Origin of the sequence: Streptomyces sp. NBC_00690 (assembly GCF_036226685.1) — a bacterium.
GTDB lineage: Bacteria > Actinomycetota > Actinomycetes > Streptomycetales > Streptomycetaceae > Streptomyces.
On record NZ_CP109009.1, the window covers coordinates 5,901,568 to 5,926,725 of the forward strand.

Consider the following 25,158-nt stretch of genomic DNA (forward strand, 5'->3'; position numbering starts at 1 on the left):
GTTCAGTGCTCCTTGTCGGCTTGCACACCGGCGCTGGGTGCCGGTGCGGCATTGGCTTGGATCCGGAGGGCCCCGAGTTCAGGGGTCGGCCGCTCCCTTGAAGTCTGTGGTGCGGGGCTCGTGTAGGCACGCCACAGGGCCGCGTACTCGCCCGCCGCGGCCAGGAGTGCGTCATGGGTGCCCTCCTCGGCCACCTCTCCGTCCTTGAGGAGGACGATGTGATCGCACTCCCGGGCCTGTTCGAGGCGGTGGGCGACGATCACGCTCGTCCGGTCCCGGGTGACCCGTTCGAGGGCCGCGCCGAGCACGGCACGACTGGCCGGGCCCGACTCGGCGGTCGGCTCGTCGAGGACGAGGAGCGGCGGATCGGCCAGCAGAGCCCTGGCCAACGCCAGGTGCTGGACCGAACCGTCGTCCAGGGGCGCGCCGTCCGGGCCGCCGAGGACCGCATCGAGCCCCCGGCCCGGCTCCAGCGCCCAGTCGGCACCGGTTTCCCGCAGCGCGGCCACCAGTTCCGCATCGGTCGCCGCCGGCTTGGCCAGCCGGAGGTTGTCGGCGAGCGTCCCGCCGAAGAGATGCACCTCCTGGGTCACCAGATATCCGGCGATCTGCTCCGCCCCGGTGTCGGCCGTGATCCGCCCCCGCACCGGCCGACCGACCCCCGCGACCAGACGCGCCAGGGTGCTCTTGCCCGAACCGCTGGCGCCCACCAGGGCGACGGTCCGACCACTGGGGATCGACAGGGTGACATCGCACAGGGCCTCCCGGGCTGCACCGTCGTACGCGTACGAGACATCGACCACGGAGACGGCGGGCGGTTGCGCGGGGCGCGGCGGCCGGCCGGCCGGTGCGCAGGCGGATCCGCCCGGCGGGGCCAGGTCCGTGACGCCGACCAGACGGGCCAGTCCCACCGTCGCGCGCTGGATGTCGTCCAGGCTGGTCAGCAACACACCGATCGGGTCGAACAGCCGGTGGAAGTACAGGGCAGCCGCCGTGGCCGTCCCCAGGGTGATCGCGCCCTGACCGAGCAGCACATAGCCGGTGGTCAACACGGCGGCCAGACCGATGAACTCGGCGGTGTTCAGCCAGCCGAAGAAGCTGTTGCGCAGCCGTACGCCGTCACGCTGCCGATCGACGGCGCGTTCGCTGCGCTCGGCGAGTTCGGTCAGATGCGTGTGCTGCGCCCCGTACGCCCGGATCGTCTCGGCGCCGCGTACCGCCTCGATGACGGTCTGCCCGCGCGTGGACTCCAACTGACGGATGTCCCCGTACACCTGGTGTGAGCGGGCGAGGAAGCGGCGGGTGGCGTACCAGTGCAGGGGTACGCAGACCAGCCCGGCGACCGCGAGGCGCGGGTCGAGGACGGCGAGGCCCGCCACGGTCAGGACGATGGTGAGTGCCGCACTGGTGATGTCGGGCAGCACTCCCGAGGCCGCTTCGGACACCGCTTCGACATCGCCCGTGACCCGGGAGACCACATCGGAACTGCCCGATGCCTCCAAGGTGTCGGGGGGCAGCCGCACCGCGGCGTCGAACACGTCCTCGCGCAACCCGGCCAGTACGTCCTGCACCAGGGCGACCAGCATCCGCCCACCGAGGTAGCCGAGTGCGGCGCTGACCAGCGAGGCACCGACGAGGGCCGCGCCGAGTGCGGTCAGACGACCGGTTCCCGCCCCGTCGACGACCGTGTCGACGATGGCGCCGAGCAGCGGAGGGGTGGTGAGGGCGCTTGCGGTACCGGCGAGCAGTACGCACAGGGTGGCGGCCAACCGTCGGCGGTGGTGGCCGAGTCGGCGCACCACCTCCTGTCGGGTCCGACGCGGGGTGGCAACGGGCAGCCGATGGTCAGCGTCCGACGCCGTGGCCGTGGCCGTGGCCGTGGCTTTGGCTGTGGTCGAGTCCGGGGCGGATGCGGTCGGGGTCACCGGAGTGTTCCGTTCGGTTGGTCGTCTCGTTGGCCGTCGTCGTGCGCGAGACCGCCCGCGCGTCCGTCGTCGGCCGCCTCGGTGAGGTCGACCACCCGGTCGCAGCTGGACAGCAGGATGCGGCTGGTGGTGATCAGTACGGTGGTGCCCGGGAGCCGTCCGAGCCCCTCCGCGATCCGCTGTTCGGTCACCGGATCGACCGCGGTGGCGGGCTCGTCCAGGACGACCACCTCAGTGCCCGCGTGCAGTGCCCGCGCGAGCAGGAGCCGCTGCCGCTGACCGCCCGAGAGCCTGCTGCCGTGCTCGCCGATGTCCGCGTCCGGGCCGCCGATGTGCTCCAGTACGTCGTCCAGGACGGCCGCCCGCACCACGGCGGGTACGGGGGCGACACCCGGTGGCGTCAGATTGGCCCGCAGGGTGCCGGAGAACAGGGTGCCCTGGTGGGGCGGTGCCGCGATGTGCGCGCGGACCGTCTCGGGGCCGAGGTCGACGGCGTCGGTTCCGTCGATCACGATGTCCCCTCGACCCGGTGGGACGCGGCACGCCAACCGGTCGCTGAGGTTCCGTGCGTGCGCCGGGTGCCGGGGGACCACTCCGATGAGCTCCCCGGGCACCAGCACCAGCGGTGTCCCGTGGCCTGGCGGCTGCCAGACGATGGGAACGGCCGTCGGGGAACCGGACGGGTCCGGTGGGTCGGACGGGGACCGGGCAGGCGGCACGACCCCCGTCGACGCGGCGGCGATCAGGGGCGGTTCGGCCAGCAGATCGGCGATCCGCCGCGCGGATGCCCGCTTGTGGGCCCAGTTGGAGGCGAACGTTCCGACATGGGCCAGGGAGCCCTGGAGGAACTGGGCGAGCCCGAGGACGGTCACCAACTGGCCGATGGTCAGCTCACCCCGGAGGGCGAGATAGCCGGACGCGGTGGCCAGCGCGGCCAGAAAGACACCAGACAGCAGCAGACTGAGGGCCGAGTACCCCAGAACGGCCCGCGCCGCGGCGACGGCCCCTCGCTTCGACGCATCACTCGCCTCTCGATAGCGGCTGGCGGCCTCCGTCTGGGCGTTCATTCCGGACAGCACCCGCAGTCCGGTGATCATGTCGGTGGCGACCTCTCCCGCCCGGGCGGCGGAGCCCTGTTCGGCCAGGCCCCGCGCTTCGAGGGGCATCGCGAGCCGCCGCATCAGCAGCAGGACCAGGACCGTGCTGACGATGACCCCGAGCGCGAGGGGCACGGAGATGAGCAGCAGGGCCGTCGATGCGGTGAGGATCGCGGTGATCGTGGCCGCCTGGTCGACGACGCTCCAGGAGACCCCGGCGACCCGGTAGGTGTCGGAGGAGACCAGGGACAGCGCCTCGCCCGCGCCCGGCCGCCTGCGCAGCCCGTAGGGGTCCAGGAGCCGCACCATGGTGAGCTGGCGCAACTCGTGCTCGGCATAACCGTAGACGTCGACCATCGCGGCCGACGCCCGCTGGTACGACAGGGACAGGGCGAGGAACACCCCGGCGAGGACCGCGATCCAGCGCAGCAGGGCGGCCGGATCGGCGGGCTCCAGCGCCCGGTCGATGATGACGCCGATGAGGATCGGCACCAGCGCCTCGCAGAGCTGGTGGACCATGAACGCCAGGGTGGTGAGCCCCAGTCGCAGACCGCGTCCACCGCGCAGCAGCGCGATCTTGAACAGCGCTCCGGCACCGGACGGCGGACCGGGCCGTGCACCCTGCGCCCGGCTCACGCGGCGGTTCCGTCGGGCAGTCGGTGCCGGGCCAGCGGGACGACCATCGGGGTACCGGTCTCCGGGTCGGGCACCACCCGGCACGGCAGCTCGAACACCTCGTGCACCAGATCGGCCGTCATCACCTCGGCCGGCGGGCCCTCGGCGACGACCCGTCCGTCCCGCATGGCGACCAGGTGGGAGGCGTAGCGGGCGGCGTGGTTGAGGTCGTGCAGGACCGCGACGAGCGTACGGCCGGAGCGGTGCAGATCGGTGAAGAGCTCCAGCAGGTCGATCTGGTGGGCGATGTCGAGAAAGGTGGTCGGCTCGTCCAGGAGGAGGACGGGCGTCTGCTGGGCGAGCACCATCGCGACCCACACGCGTTGACGCTGACCGCCGGAGAGTTCGTCGACGAGCCGGCCGGACAGATCGGTGACGGAGGTCGCGGTCATCGCCTCGGCGACGGCACGCTCGTCCTCGGCCGTCCACTGGCGGGTCATCTTCTGGTGCGGATAGCGGCCCCGGGCCACGAGTTCGGCGACGCTGATGCCGTCCGGCGCGAGCGAGGTCTGCGGCAGCAGCCCGAGGCGGCGCGCGACCTCCTTGGAGCGGTACTGAGCGATCGACCGGCCGTCGAGCAGCACCTGACCGGCGCTGGGGGCGAGCAGTCGGGCCACAGCGCGCAACAGGGTCGACTTGCCGCAGGCGTTGGGGCCGATGATCGCGGTGAAGGAACCTTCCGGTATTTGCAGGTTCAGATGCTCGGAGACGGGACGGCGGGCATAGCCGAAGGTTGCGTCGCGCACCTCCAGCCGGGCGGGCGCGGGCGCGACGGCCGGGGCGCCCTGGTGCCGGTCGGTCGGCTGGGCGGACAGGTCCGTGCGACCCGGCGCGGCGGTGCCGTCCGGTTCGGGGAGGTCGGTCTTCGTCTTCGGAGACATGAGGGGTCCTTGGGGTGCGGGCGGGGCGGGGCTCATCGGCGGGTCGCGTACTGGCGGGCGAGGAGCCAGGCGAGATAGACCCCGCCGACGCAGACGGTCACCACTCCCACCGGCAGGTCCACGCGGAGCGCGGCGAAGTCGGCGGCGACCAGGACCAGGGCCCCGGTGAGCGCGGCGGGCACGATCCGCAGCGTGGTGGAGCTCTTCGTCAGACGCTGGGCGATCTGCGGGGCGGCCAGGGCGATGAAGGCGATCGGGCCGACGGCGGCCGTCACCAGGGCGGTGAGCGCCACCCCGACGACGGTGCCGGCCAGTCGGGCGCGTTGGGCCCGGACCCCGAGCGCCACGGCGGTGTCGTCACCCATCTCCAACTGCACCAGGGGCCGTACGACGGCGATGGAACAGAGCACCAGGGCGACGAAGGTGACGGCCGTGGGGACCAGTTCGTCGAATCCCAGACCGCTGAGCGACCCAGCCGCCCAGGTCGCGGCCAACATCGCCTGGTGCGGGCTCACCGACAGCAACAGCATCGAGGTCAGCGAGCTGAGCCCGGCGCCGACGGCGATACCGACGATGATCAACCGGAACGGGTGCAGCCCGCCCCGGTACGCGAGCAGGTACACCACCAGCGCGGCCACGGCCCCGCCGATCAGCGAACCGGTGCCGACCGCGAGGTAGTTCGCGGTGCCGAACAGCAGCATGACGACGCTCGCCCCCGCGTAGGAGCCGGACGAGAAGCCGATGATGTCGGGGGAGCCGAGCGGGTTCTTGGTGAGGGACTGGAAGAGCGCCCCGCTGATGGCCAGTGCCGCACCGCAGACGAGTGCGAACAGCAGCCTCGGCAGTCGCCAGTCCACGACGACGAGCCGCGCCCGACGGTCCGAATCGGCGTCGAAGAGCGCGGTCACCACTTGGGCGGGGGTCAGCGAGATGGAGCCCGTGCCCAGGGTGAGCACACTGAGCACACAGATGGCGGCGGTGAGAACAAAGCAGATCAGGACGGTACGACGGTCCACGCGCAGGGCGAACCCGAACCGCCGCAGGGCCCAGGCGGGACGTCCGAAGTCGACGCCCGTGGACGGCTTGTCGACCGTCGCCACCGAGGGCACGGGCGGGTGGGTGGCGGTCACGACGGGTTCCCGTTCCTGGATGGAGTGGTCGTTCACAGTCCGCTCACATTCCGCCGCCGGACGAGGGCGACCAGGACGGGGGCGCCGACGAGTGCGGTGACGAGCCCCACCCGGAGCTCGCCCGAGGGCATGACCACCCGTCCCACCACATCGGCGGCCAGCAAGAACGCGGGCGCGACCAGAATGGTGAGGGGCAGGATCCAGCGCTGGTCGGGGCCGGTGAACCAGCGCACCACGTGCGGCACCATCAGCCCGACGAAGGCGATCGGACCGGCGACGGCGACGGCCGTTCCGGCGAGCAGTGTGACCGAGAGGACGACGCCCACCCGGGTCACACCGAGCGGCACGCCCAGCGCGCGGGCGTTGTCGTCGCCGAGCGCGAGCGCATTGAGCGAACGGGCGGTGAGCAGCCCGATCAGCAGTCCGGCGCCGATGAGGGGGCCTGCGATCGAGAGGATGTCGAGATTGCGGCCCCCGATGGAGCCGACGCCCCAGAACCGCATCAGGTCGAGCGTGGCCAGGCTCTTGAGGGTGAGCGCGGAGGTCAGTCCGCTGAACACGGCGGTGAGCGCCACCCCGGCGAGGGTGAGCTTCACGGGAGTGGCCCGATCGGCGCCCAGCGAACCGAGGGTGTAGACGAGGACGGTCAGCCCGAACGCACCGGCGAGTGCGAACCACACGAACTGGGCCGGATCGGTGAGACCGAGCACCGCGACGGCGAAGGTCACGGCGAATCCGGCACCGGCGTTGACGCCCAGCACACCGGGATCGGCGAGGGGGTTGCGGGTGAACGCCTGGATGAGCGCGCCGCACAGGCCCAGCGCCGCGCCGACCACCAGCCCGATCACCGTACGGGGCACACGCAGATCGCGGACCATCACATGTTCGTCGATGGAGGGGTCGAAGCGGAACAGGGCGTCCCATACGGTCCCCGGCGCGATCCCACGGGCGCCGACCATGACGCTGAGGACGGCCATGGCGATCAGCACCGCGATGGCGGCGAGCAGCACCAGAAAGCGGTGCCGGTGGCGCGGGACCAGGCCCGTACCGGAGTACGGGCCTGGCGCGTCACGCCGTGTGGAGGGTGGTGCGGTCGTCGTCACGGGTGATCCTCGTGGGTGGGCTGTGCGGGGTACGAGGGCGATGGGGCCGGTTCAGGAGGTGGAGGCGTCCGACCTGCCCTTGCCCGCGACCGCGTCGGCGAGCAGGGGCGCGTACCGCTCCATCGCCCACGGGATGGACAGCACGGTCGGAGCGCTGACGGCCATGCCGAGTTCCGCGGTCTCGACGAACGCGTACTGCTTCTTCTCGATGGGCTCCCAGCGCTTGAAGAGGGGATCGTTCAAGGAGTACGGAACCTCCTTGGGGTCGTAGGCCCAGCCCACGAAGACGTCCGCCTTGACGGTGTCGAGCTTCTCCAGGCTCACACCGCCGTAGAAGTTGGTGCCCTTGACGCCGTCCGTGATGACCTTCATCGAGGGGGTGTTCACAAAGCCGATCTCGGTGAGCAGCCGGACCCTGGGGTCGTAGTCGACGTACAGACCGGCCTCGGTGGACCCGGGGGTGAGGGCGGTGCCGTAGGTGAAGGTCTTGCCCTTGAACTGGGGGTTCGCCTTGACGACACCGGCGAGCACGCCCTCCGTGTCGGTCACCAGCGCCTCGGCCTTCTCGTTCTCGCCGAGCGCCTTGCCGATGGTGCGGGTCATGTCCTGCCAGGTGCCCCCGTCGAAGGGCCGCTTCAGATAGGGGATGGTGGGCGCGATCTCGGTGAGCCGCTTGTAGTCGACATCGGTGATGCCGGAGTACAGGCCGATGATCAGATCGGGGTCGAGGGAGAGGATCTGCTCGAAGTCCATCTCGCCCGAGTCCCCGTAGTTCAGGGTCTCGGGGAGCTTTCCGCCCAGCTTCTCGGCCTGGGTGCGGAACCAGGGGGTGTGACCGTCCTTGTCGCCGCCCCACTGCTTGTCGACGCCGACGGGGAGAACGCCGAGCGCGGCAACGATGTCCTGGTTCATCCAGCTGACGGCGACGATGCGCTTCGGCTTCTCGGGGATCTCGGTGGTGCCGTGGGCGTGCTTGATGCTGACCGGGAACGCGGCTGAGGAGTTCTGCTTCTCCGCGGGCTTTCCCTTCCCGTCGGAGCCCGAGGCATCGGTGCCACCGCAGCCCGTCAGGACGAGGGCGGCGGCAACCGCCAGGCCGGCGACCCGGGCCCAGGTCCTTGATCGACGGGGCGCTGGGGCTGGTGTGGCCGCTGGGGCGACCGTGGGTAGGGACATGGTTCTCCTCGGCTGTGCGCACCGCGAGGGCATCGCGACGGCGGTTTTGGGGGTGAGGGCCGCCACGGCGGTACGGGAAAGGCGCATGGCCGGAGCGCAGGGGGTGGTGTCGGCCTTCCGCAGGGGAAGTTAGGTAACCCTCACTTGAACCAACGCTAGGGAACCTCGGAGCCCTCGGGCGTTGCGTCCCGGCCATGGTGCGTCGCGAATCGGCCACCCTCCGCTGGCTGCCTGGCTGCCTGGCCGATGAACCGGTCAGGGAATCACGGACACGGACCGTTCCCGGAGGTACTCGGTGGGACTCGCCCCGGTGACCCGTCGGAACGCGGCGCTGAACGCACTGGTGGTGGAGTACCCGCAGCGGTGCGCGACGAGGTTGACCGGGTGGCCCTGGGTGAGCATGGCCGTCGCTGCGGACATCCGTACGAGGGAGCGCCAGCGACTGAACGACATACCGATGTCACGACTGAACGCCCGGGTGATCGTCCGCACACTGAGCGAGTGTCGCGCCGCCCACTCCTCGACCGAACGGTCGCTGTCCGGGTCGCGCAGGACATCGTCCGCCAGCGCCCGAATGCGCCAGTCCACGGGAACCGGCACCTCCAGCACCGGAAGCGGATCCTCCTGGAGCATTTCCAGAATCACCCGCTGGGTGCGCAGCCTGAGGTCATCGGGCATGGGCGTCGCATCGAGATGCAACAACATCTCCTGGAGCGCCCGCCCCACCTTCACCATCCGCAGCGATGTCCAGCGATCCGGGATCGCGGAACGGGCCACATAGGTGTAGCAGGCGACGCCCCCGGTGTCCGCAGTGGCGGCGTGCGGCACCCCGGGCGGCACCCACACCCCCTGGCCGGGAATCAGCCGCCGTACCCCCGCACTGGTGTGCAGTGTCAGGGACCTGGTGTGCGGCCACATGAGGAGTGCGTCGGTGTGGGTGTGCGGCTCGCTGAACGCCGGACCGCCGGACTCGGTGCCGTCGAAGACGGCGGTGGTCAGCAGATAGGGCGAAGCCACCTCGGCCCCACCGGCCACCGGCGCCCCCCACCGCAAGGACACGACCGGCGCCGCCGAGGCGTGCGCATGACCCGATATATCAGCAACCGACATGAAGTTAGGTTAGCCTAAGCTCTTTCTCTCCAGTGGAACGCTCACCCCGCGGGGTAAGAAGCCGGTCCCATCGGACGCACATCCGTACGCCACGAAGCTCAGCGGTGTGTCCCGGTGCGGGGTGTCCGAGCAGGGCGACGCCACGGACCGGAGCCCGCATGCCCTCGCCGTGACGGCTGTGTTCGGGACGGCGCCCCGCGGCAGGCGCTGTGCAGCGAGCCGTCAGCGCGGGGACACCGATTGCGCCCGGGGCGGACCGAGGAACGGACTGGGGTCCCCGTGCCAGGAGATCCTGAGTGCCTCACGCGCCCTGGTGCAGGCGACGAAGAGCAGACTCAGCTCGCCCAGCAGATCCTCTCGATGCTGATGGGCGTCCACATCCTCCGCGGTGACCGCACCGCGCAGCGGAACGACTCCGTCGCTCACCCCGACAGCGGCCATGCAACGGAACTCAAGCCCCTTCATGCGGTGCATGGTCCCGATGCGAACTCCGTCGCCGATCTTGGACGACGCGCCCAGCACGGTCGCCGACAGGCCCGCTCGCTGCAACTCCCGTGCGATCTCCCTGCCCAGTTGGGTGTACCGGACGGCGACACCGATGTCCCTGGGTGAGACATCGGACTGTGTCCACTCTCCGATCTGCGCCACCAGTCCCGCGATCTCCGCGGACCTGGTGTCGGAGCCCATGAGCATCGGCGGCTCGCCGTGGAAGGCGGAGCGATAGCCGGCCAGCGAGTCGTCACCGCCGTCCATGTCGTCGATCCGCTCACCCGTCAGCAGGGCCGTGGACCACGCCAGGATCTCCCGTGTGGTCCGGTAGTTGATTCGCAGCCGGGTAGAGCGCCCGGTCACCTCGACACCGAGACTGCGCAGCGACACCTTGTTGCCGTAGATCCGTTGGTGGGTGTCGCCCGCGATGAAGAGGTCGTCCGGACCCGGCCGTGTCAGTGCCCTGAGCATCCGCCACTGCGCCGGATGGAGATCCTGAGCCTCATCGATCACGACATGACGGTAGGGACGGTCCTCCCCCCGTTCCTCCAGCAGCCTGGTCGCCTCCGCACAGATCTGGAGGAACGTCCACTCCTGCGACGCCTGCAACTCCTTGACGAAGGCGTCCACCGCACGCCAGATCTGTGCCCGCTTCAGCGGGCCGAGGGCGGTACCCCGTCCGACCCGGGAAGCCCGAAGATACGCCTCGGGGGAGCGCAGGTCCTGAGCCAGGATGACCTGACGCCACTCCTGGTCGAGGAAGACCTCGGTGTACTCGATCCCGAGGCGCCGGGCGACGTCGGCCCAGCGCGCGGTGATCTCCCGCTGCGCAGCGACGATGGACAGCGGTGCCCCGCGATCCTCGCGCACGAGTTGGTTGGCCACGGCGTCCACGTTGATCACCCTGATCTTCGCCCGCAGTTCGGGTTCGGGGATCAGCAGCTCAAGACTGTGCCGGAGATCGGTGGCGAGGTCCCGGGTGAAGGTGGTGAGCAGGATCGACTCGTCCGGCGCGTCCGCTGGAAGCCGGCGCGCCAGATGCAGAGCGCGGTGCAGGGCGACGACGGTCTTGCCCGTCCCAGGTCCTCCGCTGACCCTGGCCGGGCCCCGGTAGGAGTGGTGGTAGGCCACCTTGCGCTGACTCGGATGGAGGAAGACCCGCCAGGCGTCGAACGGCCGCGACAGGATGTCCAGCAGTTCGTCCGGGCCGGAGACCAGTGCGATCCTCCCCTGCGAACGGGCCATGGCCGCCGTCAGTTCGTCCTGGTGGGCGCAGGCCGTCGCCCCACCGCTGCCGCCCGGCTCGCCGGCCGTCCGCTCCACCTGCGCGACAACCACCTCGCGCCACACGTCCTCCGGTTCCATCCCCGCCGCCAGGCCGGCCAGCACGTCGTACTGCTGCTCCGGCATGATCTTGGCCAGGGCGTCGAGCTGGGCCTCGTCGTTCAGGTGCCGCACCAGTGGGAGCAGGTCCGCGTCAACTCCCAACCGGACCAGGTCCTTGTCCGACACCCGTGCGAAGAGCCCCCGACCGTCCGCTGACGCGGCCTCCCGCACCCCTGCGGTCGCCCGCTCCAGCGCCACGTCGTTCCGCAGCTCGATTCCGTGGGTGGCGGAGTTGACGGTCGCCCGATGCTTCACCGCCCAGGCGATGGCGTCGTCGTGGGGCATGACCTTGAGCAGCAGGAAGCTGTCACCTGACGACGGGGCCAGCACCACCCCGCGCATGAACTGGGTGATCCGGATGGTACGGATCCGCGGGTCCCTGGCCTTCTCCAACTTCTCCAGATGGAGTCCGGCGTGGCGATGCTCCCGGAACTTGTCGAAGACCTCGTGGACGCGTTTTTGGACGGGCTTCTCCAACTTGGCGAACTCCCACAGGAAGTCCTTGTGGATTCCCAACGTCGCCATGTGCAGCCCCCCGGTCGCGCTCCGTCGAATTCCCCCGGCCACCGTACCCGGATGGGGAAGAATGTCGCTTCGGTTCAGACGGTGGGGAGACAGCACGTGCAGGCTCATGAGGTCACGTTCAGCAAACTCGTCGAAGGCGAGAAGCAGTTCCAGGTACCGCTCTACCAGCGCACCTACAGCTGGGAGCAGGAACAGCTACAACAGCTCTGGGACGACGTGGGCGAGCTCGTGGACGACCGCCTGGAGGGCAGGAAGCCGAGTGCGCACTTCCTTGGTTCCGTCGTGCTGGCCCCGGACGGTGTCGTGGCCGGGGGGATACAGAGGTGGCTCGTGGTCGACGGCCAGCAGCGGCTCACCACCTTGATGCTCGCCTGCACCGCTCTGCGGGACCACTACCGCGGTCGGGACGAGGCCAAGAAGGCCGACCGCATCCACAACCTCCTCCTGGTCAACAGCTATCAGGACGGCGACGACCACTACCGGCTGCTACCGACGCAGGCGGACCGGGCCGCCTACACGGCCTGCGTCCACGCCCGCCCGCAGGCCGGCGGCGCGGGCAACATCGGTACCGCCTACCGGTACTTCCTCGGCGCCCTGGCCGCGGGGGAGGAGAGCCGCGGAGAGGCGTGGACCAACGAAGTGGGCACGGTTCTCATCAACTGCCTCTCCATCGTCTCCATCACGGCATCGGAGGGCGACAACGTCTACCGCATCTTCGAGTCCATCAACAACACTGGCGTGGGCCTGAGCCAGAGCGATCTATTGCGCAACTACCTGTTCATGTATCTGCCGACCCGTGGGGAGTCGGTGTACCGGGATCTTTGGCTGCCCATGCAGAAACTCCTCGGGCCGGCCAATCTCGAACTCCTCGTCTGGCTCGACCTGGTGGTCGCGGGCGACAGCAGGGCGAAGCAGAGCGACGTCTACCGGGACCAGAAGAGGCGACTGGAGCCGCTGACCCGGGACGAGGCAGCCCTTGAGGCTGCGATCACCACCCTTGCGGACCGGGCGGGTCGGTTGATGCGTATCCGGGAGCCCGAACGGGAGAACGACCCGGAGTTGCGCGAGGTGCTGGAGCGCCTGGCCCGCTGGGGCGGTCAGATCCACTACCCGCTGGCGCTGTGGCTGCTCGACCTCGTCGACAGCGGCCGGACCGCGGCACCCGAGGCGGCCGAGGCGCTGCGCTACGCCGAGAGTTACCTGGTGAGGCGACTGCTCGCGGGTCTGTCCACGACCGGCAACAACCGAGTCTTCATGGAGCTTCCGCGGGAAGTGGACAAGGACACGTCGCCCGCTGAGGCCGTGCGCCGGTTCCTGTCGAGGAACAAGACGGGGGCCCGCACCTGGCCGGGGGACGCCGCGGTCCGCGAGGCGGTCCGTACCCGGCCCTTCTACAAGACGGGGCGCGGTGGCCAGCGCTTCCAGGTGCTGCGGCGGCTGGAGGAGAGCCACGACGCCAGCGAACCCGTCGACTATGCCAAGGCGCGGCTCAGCGTCGAACACGTGCTGCCGCAGACCCCGGCACAGCAGTGGTTCGACCTGTTGGCGGAGGAGACCGAGGACGGCGAGAGCCCCGGCGAACTCCACGAACGGCTCGTCCACACCCTGGGCAATCTCACCCTCTCCGGTGACAATGCTCGGCTCTCCAACCATCCCTTCCACCGCAAGCAGGAAATCCTCGACTCCAGTGCCTTGCGGATGAACCAGCACATCGCCGCACAGGACCGCTGGGGGAGGGCGGAGATCCTGGCCCGCGCCGACGAACTGGCCGAGCGCGCCGTGCGCCTGTGGCCCGGTCCCATCGAGGGCCTGGTCCGTGCCGACGAATGGGCGGGCTGGCAGGAGCTGCGGGCTGCCTTGCTGGCGATGCCCGCGGGAACCTGGACGGCCTACGGCGATCTCGCGGCGCTGATCGGCACCCATGCCAACCCCGTGGGTCAGCACATCGCCGCCCACCCCGGACTGCACGGAGCACACCGGGTCCTGACGTCCGACGGCCGGATCTCCGCGGGCTTCAGCTGGGCCGACGAGCAGCGGACGGACGACCCCCGCACCCTGCTGGAGGCCGAGGGCATCCCCTTCGACCAGGCGAGCCGGGCCCACCGCTCCCACCGGCTGAGCGCGGGCGACCTGAGGACCCTGCTCGGCCGGGAGACCGAGGACGAACCCGCGCCCACTGCGAGCTCCACCGAGGAGGGCCAGCACCGCCCCGCGGACCGCTTCGAGGACCAACTCCGCGCCAACCAGCGGCCCGAGACCGCGGCGGGCGTGCTGAGCGCGCTCCGCTTCTGGGAGGAACAGGGCGGCCGACGCGCGTACGGCGCGGCGAGCGAGACGAGCTGTTTCCCCATGGTGGACGTGGGCCCTGCGGGCGGCGCACGCACCTTGTGGCCGCTCGGCATCTACCCGGTCTCGGGCACCGTCGAGGTCGTCTTCCAATACCTCAAGCGCCGCCCGCCGTTCGACGACGAGCCGCTGCGCCGGGAACTGATGGCGCGGATGAACGAGGTCGAAGGCATCGACCTCGCCGAGGCGAAGCTGGACCTGCGCCCGTCGTTCCCCCTGGAGGTGTTCGCGACCCAGAGCGAGGCCATCCGCTCGGTCCTGGAGTGGTTCATCCACACGGTCGCCCTGGCCGAGGCCCGCCGCCCGATCGACGCCGAGCCCGGTACACCGCCCCGCTTCACCGGCTGACCTCGGGCCGCCCGGCGCCGCCACCCCCAGCCGTCGTCCGTCGAGAGCGCTACTTCCGGCCGGGGGTCCATTTCATGCCGAGCCGGTACGCGCGGGAGATCACGTCCTGGACTCCGGGGCCGTCCTGCGGGGTGAACCAGCGCACCTCGCGTACGATGACGAGTTCGCCCTTTTGGCGCTTGATGAGGGCGATGGCGCAGGCGTGCGCCTGCGGCGGGCACTCGTCCAGCACCACCCGGAAGCGGTCGCCGCGGTCGGAGGTCAGGGTCACCACGGCGTCGAGGCCGCGGAAGTCGCCGGATCCTTCGTAGATGTAGACGAAGAGCAGGAGCTTTTGGAACTCGGCCTGGTGGTCCAGGTTGATGACCAGGTTCTCTCCCGTGGCGAGGGCCCCGGTCCGGTCGTCTGCGTCCAGGGCGACGTAGGGGAAGCGGTCCACCGCACCGAACGCGTTGCCCAGGGCCTGCACCACGGTCTTGGAGCCGTCGGTGCAGCGGATCATGCAGCCGAGGTCAAGATCCACCGTCCTGGCCGCGGCCGACCGCAGTGACGCCCGTATCCGGCCGAACAATCCCCGTGCCTCGCCGGCCGCCCGCTGCGCAGCGGCCTGCGGCGAGGTCCAGTTGAGGTTGACCTTGATCAGTCCCGAGGTCACGCCGTGCTTGTCCAAGGAGACGGTGGGCGCGGCTTTCGTCAGGTTTACGGTGGTGGGCTTGGTCATGCGGCACCTTTCGCGGAAGGTACGGGGAGCCGGGATGGTCGACGACAGTACAGGCGGGGTGTGAGGCACCGCAGGGAATCGGTCGCTTGGCCCACTGCCACCCGTGTACGACCGCCGGGATGGGACGGAGGACGTCCACCGGCGACGCTCCGGTCGGCGAATGGACTGACGGTTCGTGCGAGGAGGGCATGTCCGTCCAACGGTGGAGTGAGCGGGACTCAGAGGCGCACGGGTTGTCGAGGACCGCAACGACGCACGGAAGAGCGGAACCTGATGCGGCTGGTGGATGAACACGGGCTGTTGGACGAGTGGGCGGGAGAAGGTCGTGCCCCTGGGCGACTCTGGACAAGGCGGTACAGGACGGCGGAGGACCTGCATAGACTGCCTCCCGGTCCAGGCAGGTTCACCGCGCGGACGTGCGGGGTGCGGACCGCGAGGGGGGCGTGACACCGTGGAACCGCTGAGGGACGACGACCCGAAGGAGATCGGGGCTTCGCCCTCGTGTGCCGGATCGGCTCCGGCGGTATGGGACAGGTTTTCCTGGGGGAGTCCGCGGCCGGTCACCAGGCGGCGGTGAAGGTCATCAAGCCCTCTGTGCTCGACGAGGACACCCGGGCCCGCTTCCTGTCCGAAGTGGAGAGCCTGCGCACGGTCTACGGGCCTTTCATCGCTGCCTTCGTTGGTGCGGACGCGAACGCCGACCAGCCCTGGCTCGCGGTCGAGTACGTCGCGGGACCTGATCTGCGCACCCTGGTCGCCGGGCGGGGACCGCTGCCGCTCGCCGAGACCGCCAGCCTCGGAGCGCTGCTCGCCGAAGGCCTCGGCACGGTCCATGACGCGGGGTTGCTCCACCGGGATCTGAAGCCGCAGAACATCCTTCTCTCCTCTTACGGCCCCAAGGTGATCGATTTCGGTCTTGCCGTACTCGCCGAGCGCCGTACCACCTTGACGGCCACCGGCTTCGTCGTCGGCAGTGTCCTGTGCATGCCTCCGGAACAGGCCCGGGGCGAGCAACAGTTGGAACGGTCCGCCGATGTGTACGCACTGGGTGCGGTGCTGCTCTTCGCCGCGACGGGGCACTATCCCTACGAGGGGCCGACCTGGCAGGCCGTCGCCCTGAAGATCGGCGATCCGGCGACCGCACTCGATGTGACGGACGCCCCGCCGGGACTTCACCGCGCCGCCGACCTGGGCCGCCCCGATATCAGCGTCCACCTCGCCTTCGCACTGAGCCGGTAGTTCGACCGCCGCCGCCATGTCGACGACTGGGTCGACGTCAGCGCGATTGCGTTCGAACTCCTCCGCAGGTCCGACTCACCCGACGGTATGGCCGATGCCATGAACAACTTCGCAGTGGCCCTCGCCGCAGCACGGCGGTTCGACGATGCCGCCGCCGTCCACACCCGTGTCCTGGCACTGCGCCGCGGAGCGGGCAACCGCAAGGGCGTGGCGGGGTCGCTCCTTGGTCTGGGCAACGTGTACGTAAACAAACGCCAGTTCGACGAGGCGATTCACGCTTACACCCACGCGGCGGAGGCCTTCGGCGAGCTGGGTGACCGGCGCAAGCGGGCCGACGCACTCGCCAACCTCGTCGGCGTCCTGAACGACCAACGGCGATTCCATGAAGCGCTCGCACTGCTCCACGAGGTGACGGAGCTCCGGGGGTCCGCCGCTGACCTTGAGGAACAGCGCGACAGTTGGCTGCACTTCGGCGAGGCCCTGGCAGGTGTCAGGGACTTCGAGCGCGCCGTCCAAGCCTTCGTCAGCGCGGTCGACCTCTCCCGGCAGATCGCCGACCGCCACGGGGAGGCGATCTCCCTGACCAACCTCGGGAACACGCTAAGGGCGGTGCGGCGCATCAAGGAGGCGATCTCGGCCCACAGCCGGGCCGCCGAACTCCTGCACGGGATCGGTGACCGGCACGGCGAGGCACTCGCCCGGAGCAACCTCGGTCTGGGGCTGCTCGACGCCCGACGGCTGGACGAGGCCGTCGAAGCCCATGGGCAGGCCGCCAGAGCCTTCCGCGACGCGCGACCCCATGGTGAGGGCTCGCGCTGACCAACGCGGGGATGGGCCTGGTCCAGCTCGGACGCCCCGGGGAAGCCCTGAACAACCACCTCCGCGCCGTGGAAATCCTCCGGGGGACCGGCTCCCACAGCGAGGGCATCGCCCTGAACAACCTGGGCTGCGCGCGCCGGAGAGTGGGCCAGTTCGAGGAAGCGGTGGCCGCCCACCTGGCGGCCACCGCCATCTACCGGGAGATCGCTGAGCGCCCCGGCGAAGCGAGGGCGTCGGCCAACCTCGCGGGCGCACTGATCGGCATGGGGCGGTACGAGGAAGCAGTCACCGCCAGCCGCCAAGCCGTGGAGATCTTCGAGGCGGTCGGAGACCCGCACGGCGCGGCCCTCGGGTACGCGAACACCGGAACCGCCCTGATCCAGCTGAGCAGGTTCGACGAGGCCATCGACGTTTGCCAAAAGGCCCTCGACCTCTTCCGTGGAACGAACGACCCGGCAGGCGCAGACATCGCCTACCAAAACCTCTTCCACGCCATCCACAGGAGGCGGGGCAGCGTCGACTGAGCCGGTCGGGCAAAGTCGCCCGACCACACGTCAGTTGTGATGGGTACGCACAACTCCCCGACCTGTGGAAGGACGGGTCGGGGAGTTCTTCCGGAAGTGCCTCGGCAGGATTCGGCAACCGGGGGTCTAGAGCTACGGCGTCGTCACAAGTGATCGCCACTGTGGTGTCGTCAGATCTTGATCACGGTCGCCCGTCCACCGCAGAGGGCGGTGAGGTCGTCGGGGTCGGAGGTCAGGATGGTGGCCGGCCCTGGTGCGGCGAGAGCCGTGGCACTGAGCATGGCGTCGATCGCGCACTTGTGGCCGTGGAGGCCGGCGTCTGCGAGGAGGGCCGCCGCGTGGCGGGCGATGGCCTCGGTGACCGGTTCCACCACGATGCGGGAGAGAGTCCACTCCAGGGCGGGGCGGTTGATCCGGGGGTTGACGACCTCCACCAGCGTGGCCGCGGAGGTGATCACGCGGAGGTCGTCGGTCCTGGCCAGGGCGAGCCAGGTCGTGACCGTCCGGTCGCGGAGGACTGCCTTGGCCAGCCCTTCGCTATCGAGCACGAGCGTGCCGCCGGGGGCGGCAGGGGAACGGGTCACGCTGCGTTCGCTCCACCCTGCGTCTGCTGTTGGGTTCGGGCGTGGTGGAGCTGGGCACGCACCGACTGGATCTCCTCGTCGCTGATGGGGCCGTGCTCGGCCTCGGCGACCTGGATGATCTCGTTGAGGTTGTCGCGCTCGATCTGCCGGGCGACTGCGGCGGCCACATACGCGGAAAGCCCGGAGGGTCCACTGCGGGCCTTGGCGGCCTCGGCGATATCACGCGGCATGGTGATCGAATACTTGCTGGTAGGTTCACTCATGCCACCTATCCTACCTTCGATGCCCCACCCTCGTGTGTGCGGTATCTGCGGTAGCACCACACAGCGCCGGCGGGTTCACCTGGTGGGAGAGGTGGTGGCTCGTCGTGAACGCGAAGGGAAGCAATCACGTGCGCCCTCCCGCCGAACCTCCAGTGATCCATCCTCGCCGGCCGGCCGGCCGTACGACCTACGGCCCACCTGCATCACGACCTGGCTCAACGCCTGGGTCCCCGGGGCGGAGGCGGCCCGCAGAGTCGGCGCCTCGCCCGAGGTCATCCACCGCGTGCACGAGAGGTGCATCTACGGTCAGGAAGCCGCCATGAACAAGAAGATCGAGCAGGAACTCGACTGGCTCCGGAGGGAGTCGGCCCGGGGAAGCGCCTCAGAGGCGTAGCAGGCTCTACCGCAGGTCCATCGCGACCAGCGCGCAACAACGACAAAGGCCCGGACTCAGTGGGACTGAGTTCGGGCCTTCATGCTTGGCACTTCAGCTGGTCAGCGATGTGATCGCGATCTTCCGGCTGGAGTGCCCCCGGCAGGATTCGAACCTGCGCACACGGCTCCGGAGTGAATGTGTCGATCACACCTCGTATCCCGTTTGACCTGGGAGGAAAGCAGTCCGTCACGGTACGGGGACACGCACTGTGTCGGAGCTGTGCCACACGAGCCACAGGTATCCGTTTCCTGGGCGCTGCGCAAGCTGATCCCCGAGTACGGGCGAAGCCGCGTTGAGCGCTGTGGTTCAGAGACTCCCTCTTCCCGAAGTAACTCGGTGGGTGCTGCCTTGGGTTGGTCTGGCTGGCACTTGTGCTGATGGTCTGCAGGCATCCGCGCCCGTCCGCCGTTGTTCGTCGGCGTTGTCACGCAGTTAGACACTCGTCCCCTACGTAAGTAGTAGCTCGCTAGTAGTTGGGGTCGGGCGGTGTGGATGATGCGGCGGGTCAGGGGCGAGTCCTGGAGGTGAGGCTGCTGGCCTCGGAGGCTGAGCTGCCGGTCGGTGCGGTGCTCCGTGCTATCGCGGCGCTGGCCTGTGCGGATGCGAGATTGATCTACTAGTCTGGGGCAAATTAGTAGCTCGCTAGTAGTTGGGGTCGGGCGGTGTGGATGATGCGGCGGGTCAGGGGCGAGTCCTGGAGGTGAGGCTGCTGGCCTCGGAGGCTGAGCTGCCGGTCGGTGCGGTGCTCCGTGCTATCGCGGCGCTGGCCTGTGCGGATGCGAGATTGATCTACTAGTCTGGGGCAAATTAGTAGCTCGCTAGTAGTTGGGGTCGGGCGGTGTGGATGATGCGGCGGGTCAGGGGCGAGTCCTGGAGGTGAGGCTGCTGGCCTCGGAGGCTGAGCTGCCGGTCGGTGCGGTGCTCCGTGCTATCGCGGCGCTGGCCTGTGCGGATGCGAGATTGATCTACTAGTCTGGGGCAAATTAGTAGCTCGCTAGTAGTTGGGAGGCATGTACGTGAGAAGGCCGATGCCGCCTCCTCCTCCGGAGGAGACTATGCGGCTCATCGTGAAGTCTGAACAGGAAAAGCTGGAACGTATCCTTACCGCCCCTGGTGCCGGGCCCACTGATCCGTATCTTCCTTGGGACAAGCTTCGCTACAAGAACCCGCCTGACGGTCTGACGCACGAAGAGTGGTGGGCGGGCATCAAGCTTGCACGTCGGCGAGTGCAGCGCGCCCTGCCGTTGACGGATGTTAATGGGAACCCCTTCTTTTTCGCGCTTCCGGACATCGTCCTTAAATCTTTGGAGGAGGTGAGCAGAGACGCTAGCGGGAAGATCAGTATTAGCGAGCAAGTTACCAACCCTGCCACCCGGGACCGTTATCTGATCAATTCTCTGATCGAGGAGGCGATTAACTCCAGTCAGCTTGAAGGCGCTTCCACGAGTCGCAAAGTTGCCAAGGATATGATCCGCACGCAGCGTCAGCCGCGTGACCGTGATGAGCGGATGATCTATAATAACTATCAAGCTATGCGCATGGTGGGGGAAATCCGCAATCGGCGACTGACGCCAGAAATTATTTGCGAGATCCACCGAGTAGTTACGGATGGAACTCTCGACAATCCGGATGCCTCTGGTCGCTTCCAGCTGCCACACGAGGATCGTGTAGCTGTCTGGCACGGTGACATGTTGCTGCATGCCCCGCCGCCTGCTGCAACTCTGCCCGAGCGTGTGCAGAGGCTATGTGACTTCGCAAATGGCGAATTGGATGAAGTTTATATCCCGCCAGTCCTGCGTGCGATCACGGTGCACTTCATGATCGGGTATGATCACCCGTTCGAGGATGGCAATGGGCGCACGGCCAGAGTTTTGTTCTATTGGTTGATGCTGAATCAGGATTATTGGCTCACTGAATACGTGGCAATCTCGCCAATCCTCAAGAATGCGCCTTCCAAGTATGCTCACAGCTATTTGCATTCTGAAGATGACGAGAACGATCTGACATACTTCCATCTCTATCAACTGGGTGTGTTGCAGCGGTCTATTTCTCAGCTGCATGATTACCTCTTCAGGAAGGCGGAGGAAGTTCGTGAGCTGCAGCAGAGCATCTCCGGTGCGCAAAGGATCTTTAATCACCGGCAGATTGCCCTGCTGAATCACGCTCTGAAGAATCCAGGTGCCTCTGTATCGGCTCAGTCTCATATGGCAAGTCACATGATTGTCTATGAAACGGCGCGGCAGGACCTTATCGGCCTGGAAAATCATGGGCTGCTGCAAAAGAGTAAATCTGGTCGATCATACGTTTGGACGCCTGTTGAAGACCTGGCGCGGCGATTGCGCGGTATGAATGGCGAAGGTGACACCATGCCCGACCCGGACTGATGTTGCTGAGACCGGCCTATTCGGAAGCCGCCTCCGGCTCCTGCGGCCGATTGAGAGGTCGGCTTCGCCGATGGGCTGCAACACTCGAAGGTGCTACAGCCCTCTGTGACCGACAGCCCTGACATCAGAACCGTGGGTTGTCTGGTTCGTTTGTACAGGTCAGTGTGCTGCTCGGACAGCCTGGAAGCCTCTCTTGCGCCCTGTGTTGGCTAAGGCGTCGTTGACGTGCACCCTCTGTGACCGGACAGACCAGACAGATGCACTCTGGGCTGTCCGGCTCGTTTGTGCAGGTCAGCCCTTCAAGCGGACAGGCGGACAGCCCGGACACACCCTGGACCCTGCTTCGGCTCACTTCTTCTTGCGCTTGCGCCCCTTCGCCTTGCGCTTCTCGATCGTGTACGGCGACCACTCGCCACGGTGCAGATTGCAGCGTGAGGCACCGATCATCGCCAGCCTCTGGCACCGCTTGCCGCTTGCGGTCGGCGCATTGCACTTGGACTGTGAAACGAGAACCACCCCCTGGGCACATCGATGTTGCCAACCCCACCAGGCTTCGCGGTGCTCCGCGTTGGCGACAGGGCGCACGGCTGGGGCATCGGGGGCGGTTCCGGGGCACACGCCCCGGGGCGGGTCTCGGCAGTGGCTTGTCATAGCGCGACCTGCGCGTATGTTGTGCCGACGCTATGATCCCCGCTGAGCTGACGCTTGGTTGGGGGACCTTTGGACATCGCCGGACAGCTGATCACCATTGCCGCAGTGCTTCTCGGAGGCTTGGCAACGCACTTCACCAACCATCGGATGGAGCGTCAGCGGAACAGGTACACCCTGCTGACCCGGTGGGATGAGCGGAAGCTTGACGCGTACGCCGACTACGTCGACTGTGTCCGGACGTGCATCTATTCATCAGTCCTGCTCTACGAAGTCCGGCAAACCATGAGGAACATCGAGCGGAGTGAGACAGAGCTGACTCTTGAGCTGGCCGACCTTGAGGGCGGGCGTAGCCGTGCCTTCGAGCGGGTCATGCTTCTGGCTGAGGACGACGTCGTTGAGGCCGCGCACCGCCTCAACGCCGCAGCCCATGCGGTCGCCTGGAGGGCAAGGGGCGAGACGGAAGGATCACTGGAGGACTGGCGCGAGCTGAACAAGGCCGTCTTCCGGGCAATCAACAACTTCCACCAGGAGGCGCGGGACGACCTCGGCGTGAGCGGCAACTTCCGGGGAGACGAGCACGGCGCGCGGGAGCTGGTGCTCCCGCAGACGCGCGAGGAATCTGGGTCCTGATTACACGTCTCCGAAGCGCCACGCTTCGAAGCCGGAAAGGACCCTGGCCCGTGCCTCTACCACTGCCATGCGTGCCGCACGCTCGTTCTCTTGCGTGTGGGACGCATGGCTGGTGACCTGCCCTGGCCACTTGCGGTAGAGGAGTCCGGTCTCCGCGGTGAACCAGCCGCGCGATACGGCGTTCAGCGCGAGCAGTAGCCCGGTGTCCTCGGAGGCCGGCAGAGCCATCCAGCCTCCGAGAGCCAAGACCAAATCCCGATCGGCGCAGAGCGTCGCAGGGTGCACCTGGGCCCTGAAGTCGTGCGCCTTCCAGTGGTCCAGGACTTCGCCGCGCTCGATCGGGCCTTCCTCGGGGTCGTGATCGAACCCGAAGGTGGAACCGTCGGGCAGGAGGTCCAGGACTCGCGATGTCGTCCATGCGACACCGGGTTCGCTGCTGAGCGCGGCAAGATCCCTTTGCAGGGCACCGGGCGTGAGCATGTCGTCGGCGTCGAGAACCTTGACGTACCGCCCTTCCGCACGCGAAAGCGCCATGGTTCGAGTGACACCGGCCCGTCCTGGCCTTCCCTGGCCGAAGCTGATGCGCGGGTCGTCCGGCACATGGGGTGTTACGGCGTCGGTCTCGCCGTCTTCCTGAATTACCCACTGCCATTCCCAACCGTCCGGCAACTGCTGCTCGCACAGCGACTTGTAGGCGTCGCCGAGGTAGTGAGCCGCAGGCGCGTGGACTGCGGTGATGACGGAGATGAGAGCCGTCATGGTCACCACCTCTCCAAAGGTGTCGTGAAGACGAGTTCGGTTCGATCGCCCGGCAGTGTCACGTCAGCTACCTCGACCACTCGACCACTTGTGTCGATGCATGTCTTGCGAAGCGCCATGACGGAGATGCCGCCTTGCAGCCCGAGTTCTTCGATCTCCTCAACCGTGGGTGGGCGGGCCGTGATGCGTTCAACGATGTGGTCCAGCTCGATGCCAACGGTGTAGAGCTGATTTTGTGTCCCACCGGGCCAGGGTTCCTTGCCTGCGTCGAGCAGGTCTGGATTGCCCGCGATCGTCTCGTGGACCAGGTAGGAACGTGCCAGGTTGAAGGGGGTGTCCTCACCCCGACCGGAAGTCCGGTAGGTCCGTTTGAGCAGGGTCGTGCCAACCGGCACATCGAACTGCTCCGCAAGGTCCTCGTCGGCCGGCACCTCGCGGTACGTCGCCTCGAACACGAGATCAGAAACGGTCAGGCCGGTGTCGTGCTCCGTCGCGCCGGTCGTCAGTCGTTCCGCTTCGGAGACGCGGGCGCGGTTCTTCTCCCACTGGTGGCGCCTGTTGTCCCTGCGTGCGAGCTGCCGCGGTTTCCTCACGAAGTTGCCGATGCCGTGCTTCTTGTCGATCAACCCCTCGGAGAGCAGCAAGGCCAGAGCGTCCCGCATCGTCGGCAGGCTGGACTTGTACTCCTGCGCGAGCGCCGTCTCAGCCGGAAGTCGCTGACCAGCCTCCAGCTCGCCGGCGCGGATGCGCTGGCGCAGTTGCTCGGCGATCCGTTCGTACCGCTTGGCCATCGTGGGCTCACCATCCCTGATCGTGGATGACCTCAGGATAAGTCCTCAAGAGGAGTTGACGACTGCCGCAGGGTCCGCCATAGTCATCTCTACTCCTAAAGAGGAGTAGAGGACAAGATCTCTTATGGAGATCGGAACTCGCCTGCTCGCCCGCTTGACCCGCGGAGCTGAGCTACCAGCGCACCGAATGTCCCGAGGGCCCTCGCGGGCTCGAAGGAAACGCAGGTTCCTTGACAACTGAATGAGGATCACGCCGCCTCTCCTCGGCCAAGTAGGCGGCCACGCGTTTCGCGTGAAGTACAGCGCAACCCAACCCAACCGCGGGGTCCGCACCCTGCGGCCGGTTGCCTCCTCCAGCCGTCCGGCTCACCGGCCGTACGGATGGAGCTGAGGGGAGCCGGAACGGTTTCAGCTCCAAAGAAGAACGGCCCCGGCTCGGTGCTCTAACACCGGCCGGGGCCTTGACCACCTACTACCTGCTGATACCAGGGAGGCGATCCGTATGGATCGTATCGGCACGCCATACGGCGTGGTGAGTGAGTACATGGCCCGGCCTTGTACCGCATGTGGCGGTAAGGGCGGGTCGACAGTGACCGAGGTCGATTCCGCCGGCACTCTGCGGCAGTCGTGGAAGCCCTGTAGGGCGTGCTCCGGTGCGGGAGTGCGCTGATGAACGAGGCGCAGCGTGCCGAACTGGCACGAAAGCTGGCGGAGGCGAACCGGCGGAGCCGGGACGCGGCGAAGGCCAAGGGCGGCCGGTGATGGCGTTCGAGACAACGGACCGAGACCTGAGCCGCTGGCAGCGAGCGGCGGTGGATGCTCTGGCAGCGATGCTGGCCCACGGCCAGCGGGATGGACTGCCCGTTCTGCACTGGGGCATCTCGAAGACCGGGGCTCTGGCGGGCGACGTGCACGGTCTGACGTCGACACCGGCGGAGCAGCGGGCCGCCTTCGATGCTTGGGCGGACTACCTCGGGGCGAAGCGCTGGCCCGAGCGGACCGACGCTGACGGAACCGTCCGTCTGCACGCCCAGTTCAGCCGGTCCAGGGACCGGCAGGCCAAGAGTGTCGCGGGTGCTCTCCGGGCGGTTCTGTTGCCCGAGTACGAACCCGACACAGCCTGATGCACGACTCAGCCCCGGAGTTCGGCGTGAGGCTGCCGGATC

At 68.1% G+C, this 25,158-nt stretch carries 21 protein-coding genes; 8 read left to right on the forward strand and 13 right to left on the reverse strand.

The window, feature by feature from the left end; all coding sequences use genetic code 11:
- Window positions 1-2: 2 nt before the first annotated feature.
- The 8 genes from OID54_RS26020 to OID54_RS26055 form a co-directional block, all read right to left on the reverse strand.
- Window positions 3-1,925: an ABC transporter ATP-binding protein gene (locus tag OID54_RS26020; protein WP_329023295.1), complete on the reverse strand. Its 1,923-nt coding sequence runs from the start codon at window positions 1,923-1,925 to the stop codon at window positions 3-5.
- Window positions 1,922-3,658, reverse strand: a complete 1,737-nt coding sequence (locus tag OID54_RS26025) for an ABC transporter ATP-binding protein (RefSeq protein ID WP_329023297.1) — start codon at window positions 3,656-3,658, stop codon at window positions 1,922-1,924. Before OID54_RS26025 ends, OID54_RS26020 begins: the two co-directional genes overlap by 4 nt.
- A complete protein-coding gene (locus tag OID54_RS26030) occupies window positions 3,655-4,578 on the reverse strand; it encodes an ABC transporter ATP-binding protein (RefSeq protein WP_329023300.1) in 924 nt (307 codons plus the stop codon). The genes OID54_RS26025 and OID54_RS26030 overlap by 4 nt, the downstream gene beginning before the upstream one ends.
- Before the next feature lie 32 nt (window positions 4,579-4,610).
- A complete protein-coding gene (locus OID54_RS26035) occupies window positions 4,611-5,687 on the reverse strand; it encodes a FecCD family ABC transporter permease (RefSeq protein WP_443055795.1) in 1,077 nt (358 codons plus the stop codon).
- A 53-nt stretch (window positions 5,688-5,740) separates the two neighbouring features.
- Window positions 5,741-6,811 carry a FecCD family ABC transporter permease gene (locus OID54_RS26040; protein WP_329023304.1) on the reverse strand — a complete coding sequence of 357 codons (1,071 nt, stop codon included), beginning with the start codon at window positions 6,809-6,811 and terminating at the stop codon, window positions 5,741-5,743.
- Window positions 6,812-6,862: 51 nt separating this feature from the next.
- The gene (locus OID54_RS26045) at window positions 6,863-7,987 is read right to left on the reverse strand and encodes an iron-siderophore ABC transporter substrate-binding protein (protein WP_329023305.1); all 1,125 of its coding nucleotides are present in this window, start codon (window positions 7,985-7,987) and stop codon (window positions 6,863-6,865) included.
- Window positions 7,988-8,242: 255 nt separating this feature from the next.
- Window positions 8,243-9,097: a helix-turn-helix domain-containing protein gene (locus tag OID54_RS26050; RefSeq protein ID WP_329023307.1), complete on the reverse strand. Its 855-nt coding sequence runs from the start codon at window positions 9,095-9,097 to the stop codon at window positions 8,243-8,245.
- Window positions 9,098-9,319: 222 nt separating this feature from the next.
- Entirely contained in the window at window positions 9,320-11,497 is a 2,178-nt protein-coding gene (locus OID54_RS26055) for a UvrD-helicase domain-containing protein (protein WP_329023309.1), read from the reverse strand.
- A gap of 96 nt (window positions 11,498-11,593) precedes the next feature.
- Here OID54_RS26055 and OID54_RS26060 point away from each other — a divergent pair, with 96 nt between their 5' ends.
- The gene (locus OID54_RS26060; RefSeq protein WP_329023311.1) at window positions 11,594-14,191 is read left to right on the forward strand and encodes a GmrSD restriction endonuclease domain-containing protein; all 2,598 of its coding nucleotides are present in this window, start codon (window positions 11,594-11,596) and stop codon (window positions 14,189-14,191) included.
- Window positions 14,192-14,240: 49 nt separating this feature from the next.
- On the opposite strand, the gene OID54_RS26065 is transcribed toward OID54_RS26060, so the two are convergent.
- Complete coding sequence (locus OID54_RS26065) at window positions 14,241-14,912, reverse strand: hypothetical protein (protein WP_329023312.1); 672 nt, start codon at window positions 14,910-14,912, stop codon at window positions 14,241-14,243.
- A gap of 525 nt (window positions 14,913-15,437) precedes the next feature.
- On the opposite strand from OID54_RS26065, the gene OID54_RS26070 reads away from it, so the two are divergent.
- The 3 genes from OID54_RS26070 (at window position 15,438) to OID54_RS26080 (ending at window position 17,494) form a co-directional block, all read left to right on the forward strand.
- On the forward strand, window positions 15,438-16,151 hold the full coding sequence (locus OID54_RS26070) for a serine/threonine-protein kinase (RefSeq protein WP_329023314.1): 714 nt from the start codon (window positions 15,438-15,440) through the stop codon (window positions 16,149-16,151).
- A 99-nt stretch (window positions 16,152-16,250) separates the two neighbouring features.
- A complete protein-coding gene (locus tag OID54_RS26075; RefSeq protein ID WP_329023316.1) occupies window positions 16,251-16,970 on the forward strand; it encodes a tetratricopeptide repeat protein in 720 nt (239 codons plus the stop codon).
- An 11-nt stretch (window positions 16,971-16,981) separates the two neighbouring features.
- Complete coding sequence (locus tag OID54_RS26080; RefSeq protein WP_329023319.1) at window positions 16,982-17,494, forward strand: tetratricopeptide repeat protein; 513 nt, start codon at window positions 16,982-16,984, stop codon at window positions 17,492-17,494.
- 170 nt (window positions 17,495-17,664) lie between these two features.
- On the opposite strand, the gene OID54_RS26085 is transcribed toward OID54_RS26080, so the two are convergent.
- Window positions 17,665-18,078 carry a DNA-binding protein gene (locus tag OID54_RS26085; RefSeq protein ID WP_329023321.1) on the reverse strand — a complete coding sequence of 138 codons (414 nt, stop codon included), beginning with the start codon at window positions 18,076-18,078 and terminating at the stop codon, window positions 17,665-17,667.
- Entirely contained in the window at window positions 18,075-18,341 is a 267-nt protein-coding gene (locus OID54_RS26090; RefSeq protein ID WP_329023322.1) for a CopG family transcriptional regulator, read from the reverse strand. The genes OID54_RS26085 and OID54_RS26090 overlap by 4 nt, the downstream gene beginning before the upstream one ends.
- 19 nt (window positions 18,342-18,360) lie before the next feature.
- On the opposite strand from OID54_RS26090, the gene OID54_RS26095 reads away from it, so the two are divergent.
- The 3 genes from OID54_RS26095 (at window position 18,361) to OID54_RS26105 (ending at window position 22,442) form a co-directional block, all read left to right on the forward strand.
- Complete coding sequence (locus OID54_RS26095) at window positions 18,361-18,735, forward strand: hypothetical protein (protein WP_329023324.1); 375 nt, start codon at window positions 18,361-18,363, stop codon at window positions 18,733-18,735.
- 1,097 nt (window positions 18,736-19,832) lie between these two features.
- On the forward strand, window positions 19,833-21,161 hold the full coding sequence (locus OID54_RS26100; RefSeq protein WP_329023326.1) for a Fic family protein: 1,329 nt from the start codon (window positions 19,833-19,835) through the stop codon (window positions 21,159-21,161).
- A 720-nt stretch (window positions 21,162-21,881) separates the two neighbouring features.
- Window positions 21,882-22,442 carry a hypothetical protein gene (locus tag OID54_RS26105; RefSeq protein WP_329023327.1) on the forward strand — a complete coding sequence of 187 codons (561 nt, stop codon included), beginning with the start codon at window positions 21,882-21,884 and terminating at the stop codon, window positions 22,440-22,442.
- Here the strand turns inward: OID54_RS26105 and OID54_RS26110 are convergent, their stop codons facing one another.
- Together OID54_RS26110 and OID54_RS26115 are read right to left on the reverse strand one after the other, a co-directional pair.
- Window positions 22,443-23,201 (reverse strand): glycosyltransferase family 2 protein, encoded by a 759-nt coding sequence (locus OID54_RS26110; protein WP_329023329.1) that lies wholly within the window; start codon window positions 23,199-23,201, stop codon window positions 22,443-22,445.
- A gap of 2 nt (window positions 23,202-23,203) precedes the next feature.
- Window positions 23,204-23,992, reverse strand: a complete 789-nt coding sequence (locus OID54_RS26115) for a GntR family transcriptional regulator (RefSeq protein WP_329023332.1) — start codon at window positions 23,990-23,992, stop codon at window positions 23,204-23,206.
- A 761-nt stretch (window positions 23,993-24,753) separates the two neighbouring features.
- Between OID54_RS26115 and OID54_RS26120 the strand changes: the two genes are divergently transcribed.
- Entirely contained in the window at window positions 24,754-25,116 is a 363-nt protein-coding gene (locus OID54_RS26120; RefSeq protein ID WP_329023334.1) for a hypothetical protein, read from the forward strand.
- Window positions 25,117-25,158 lie beyond the last annotated feature (42 nt).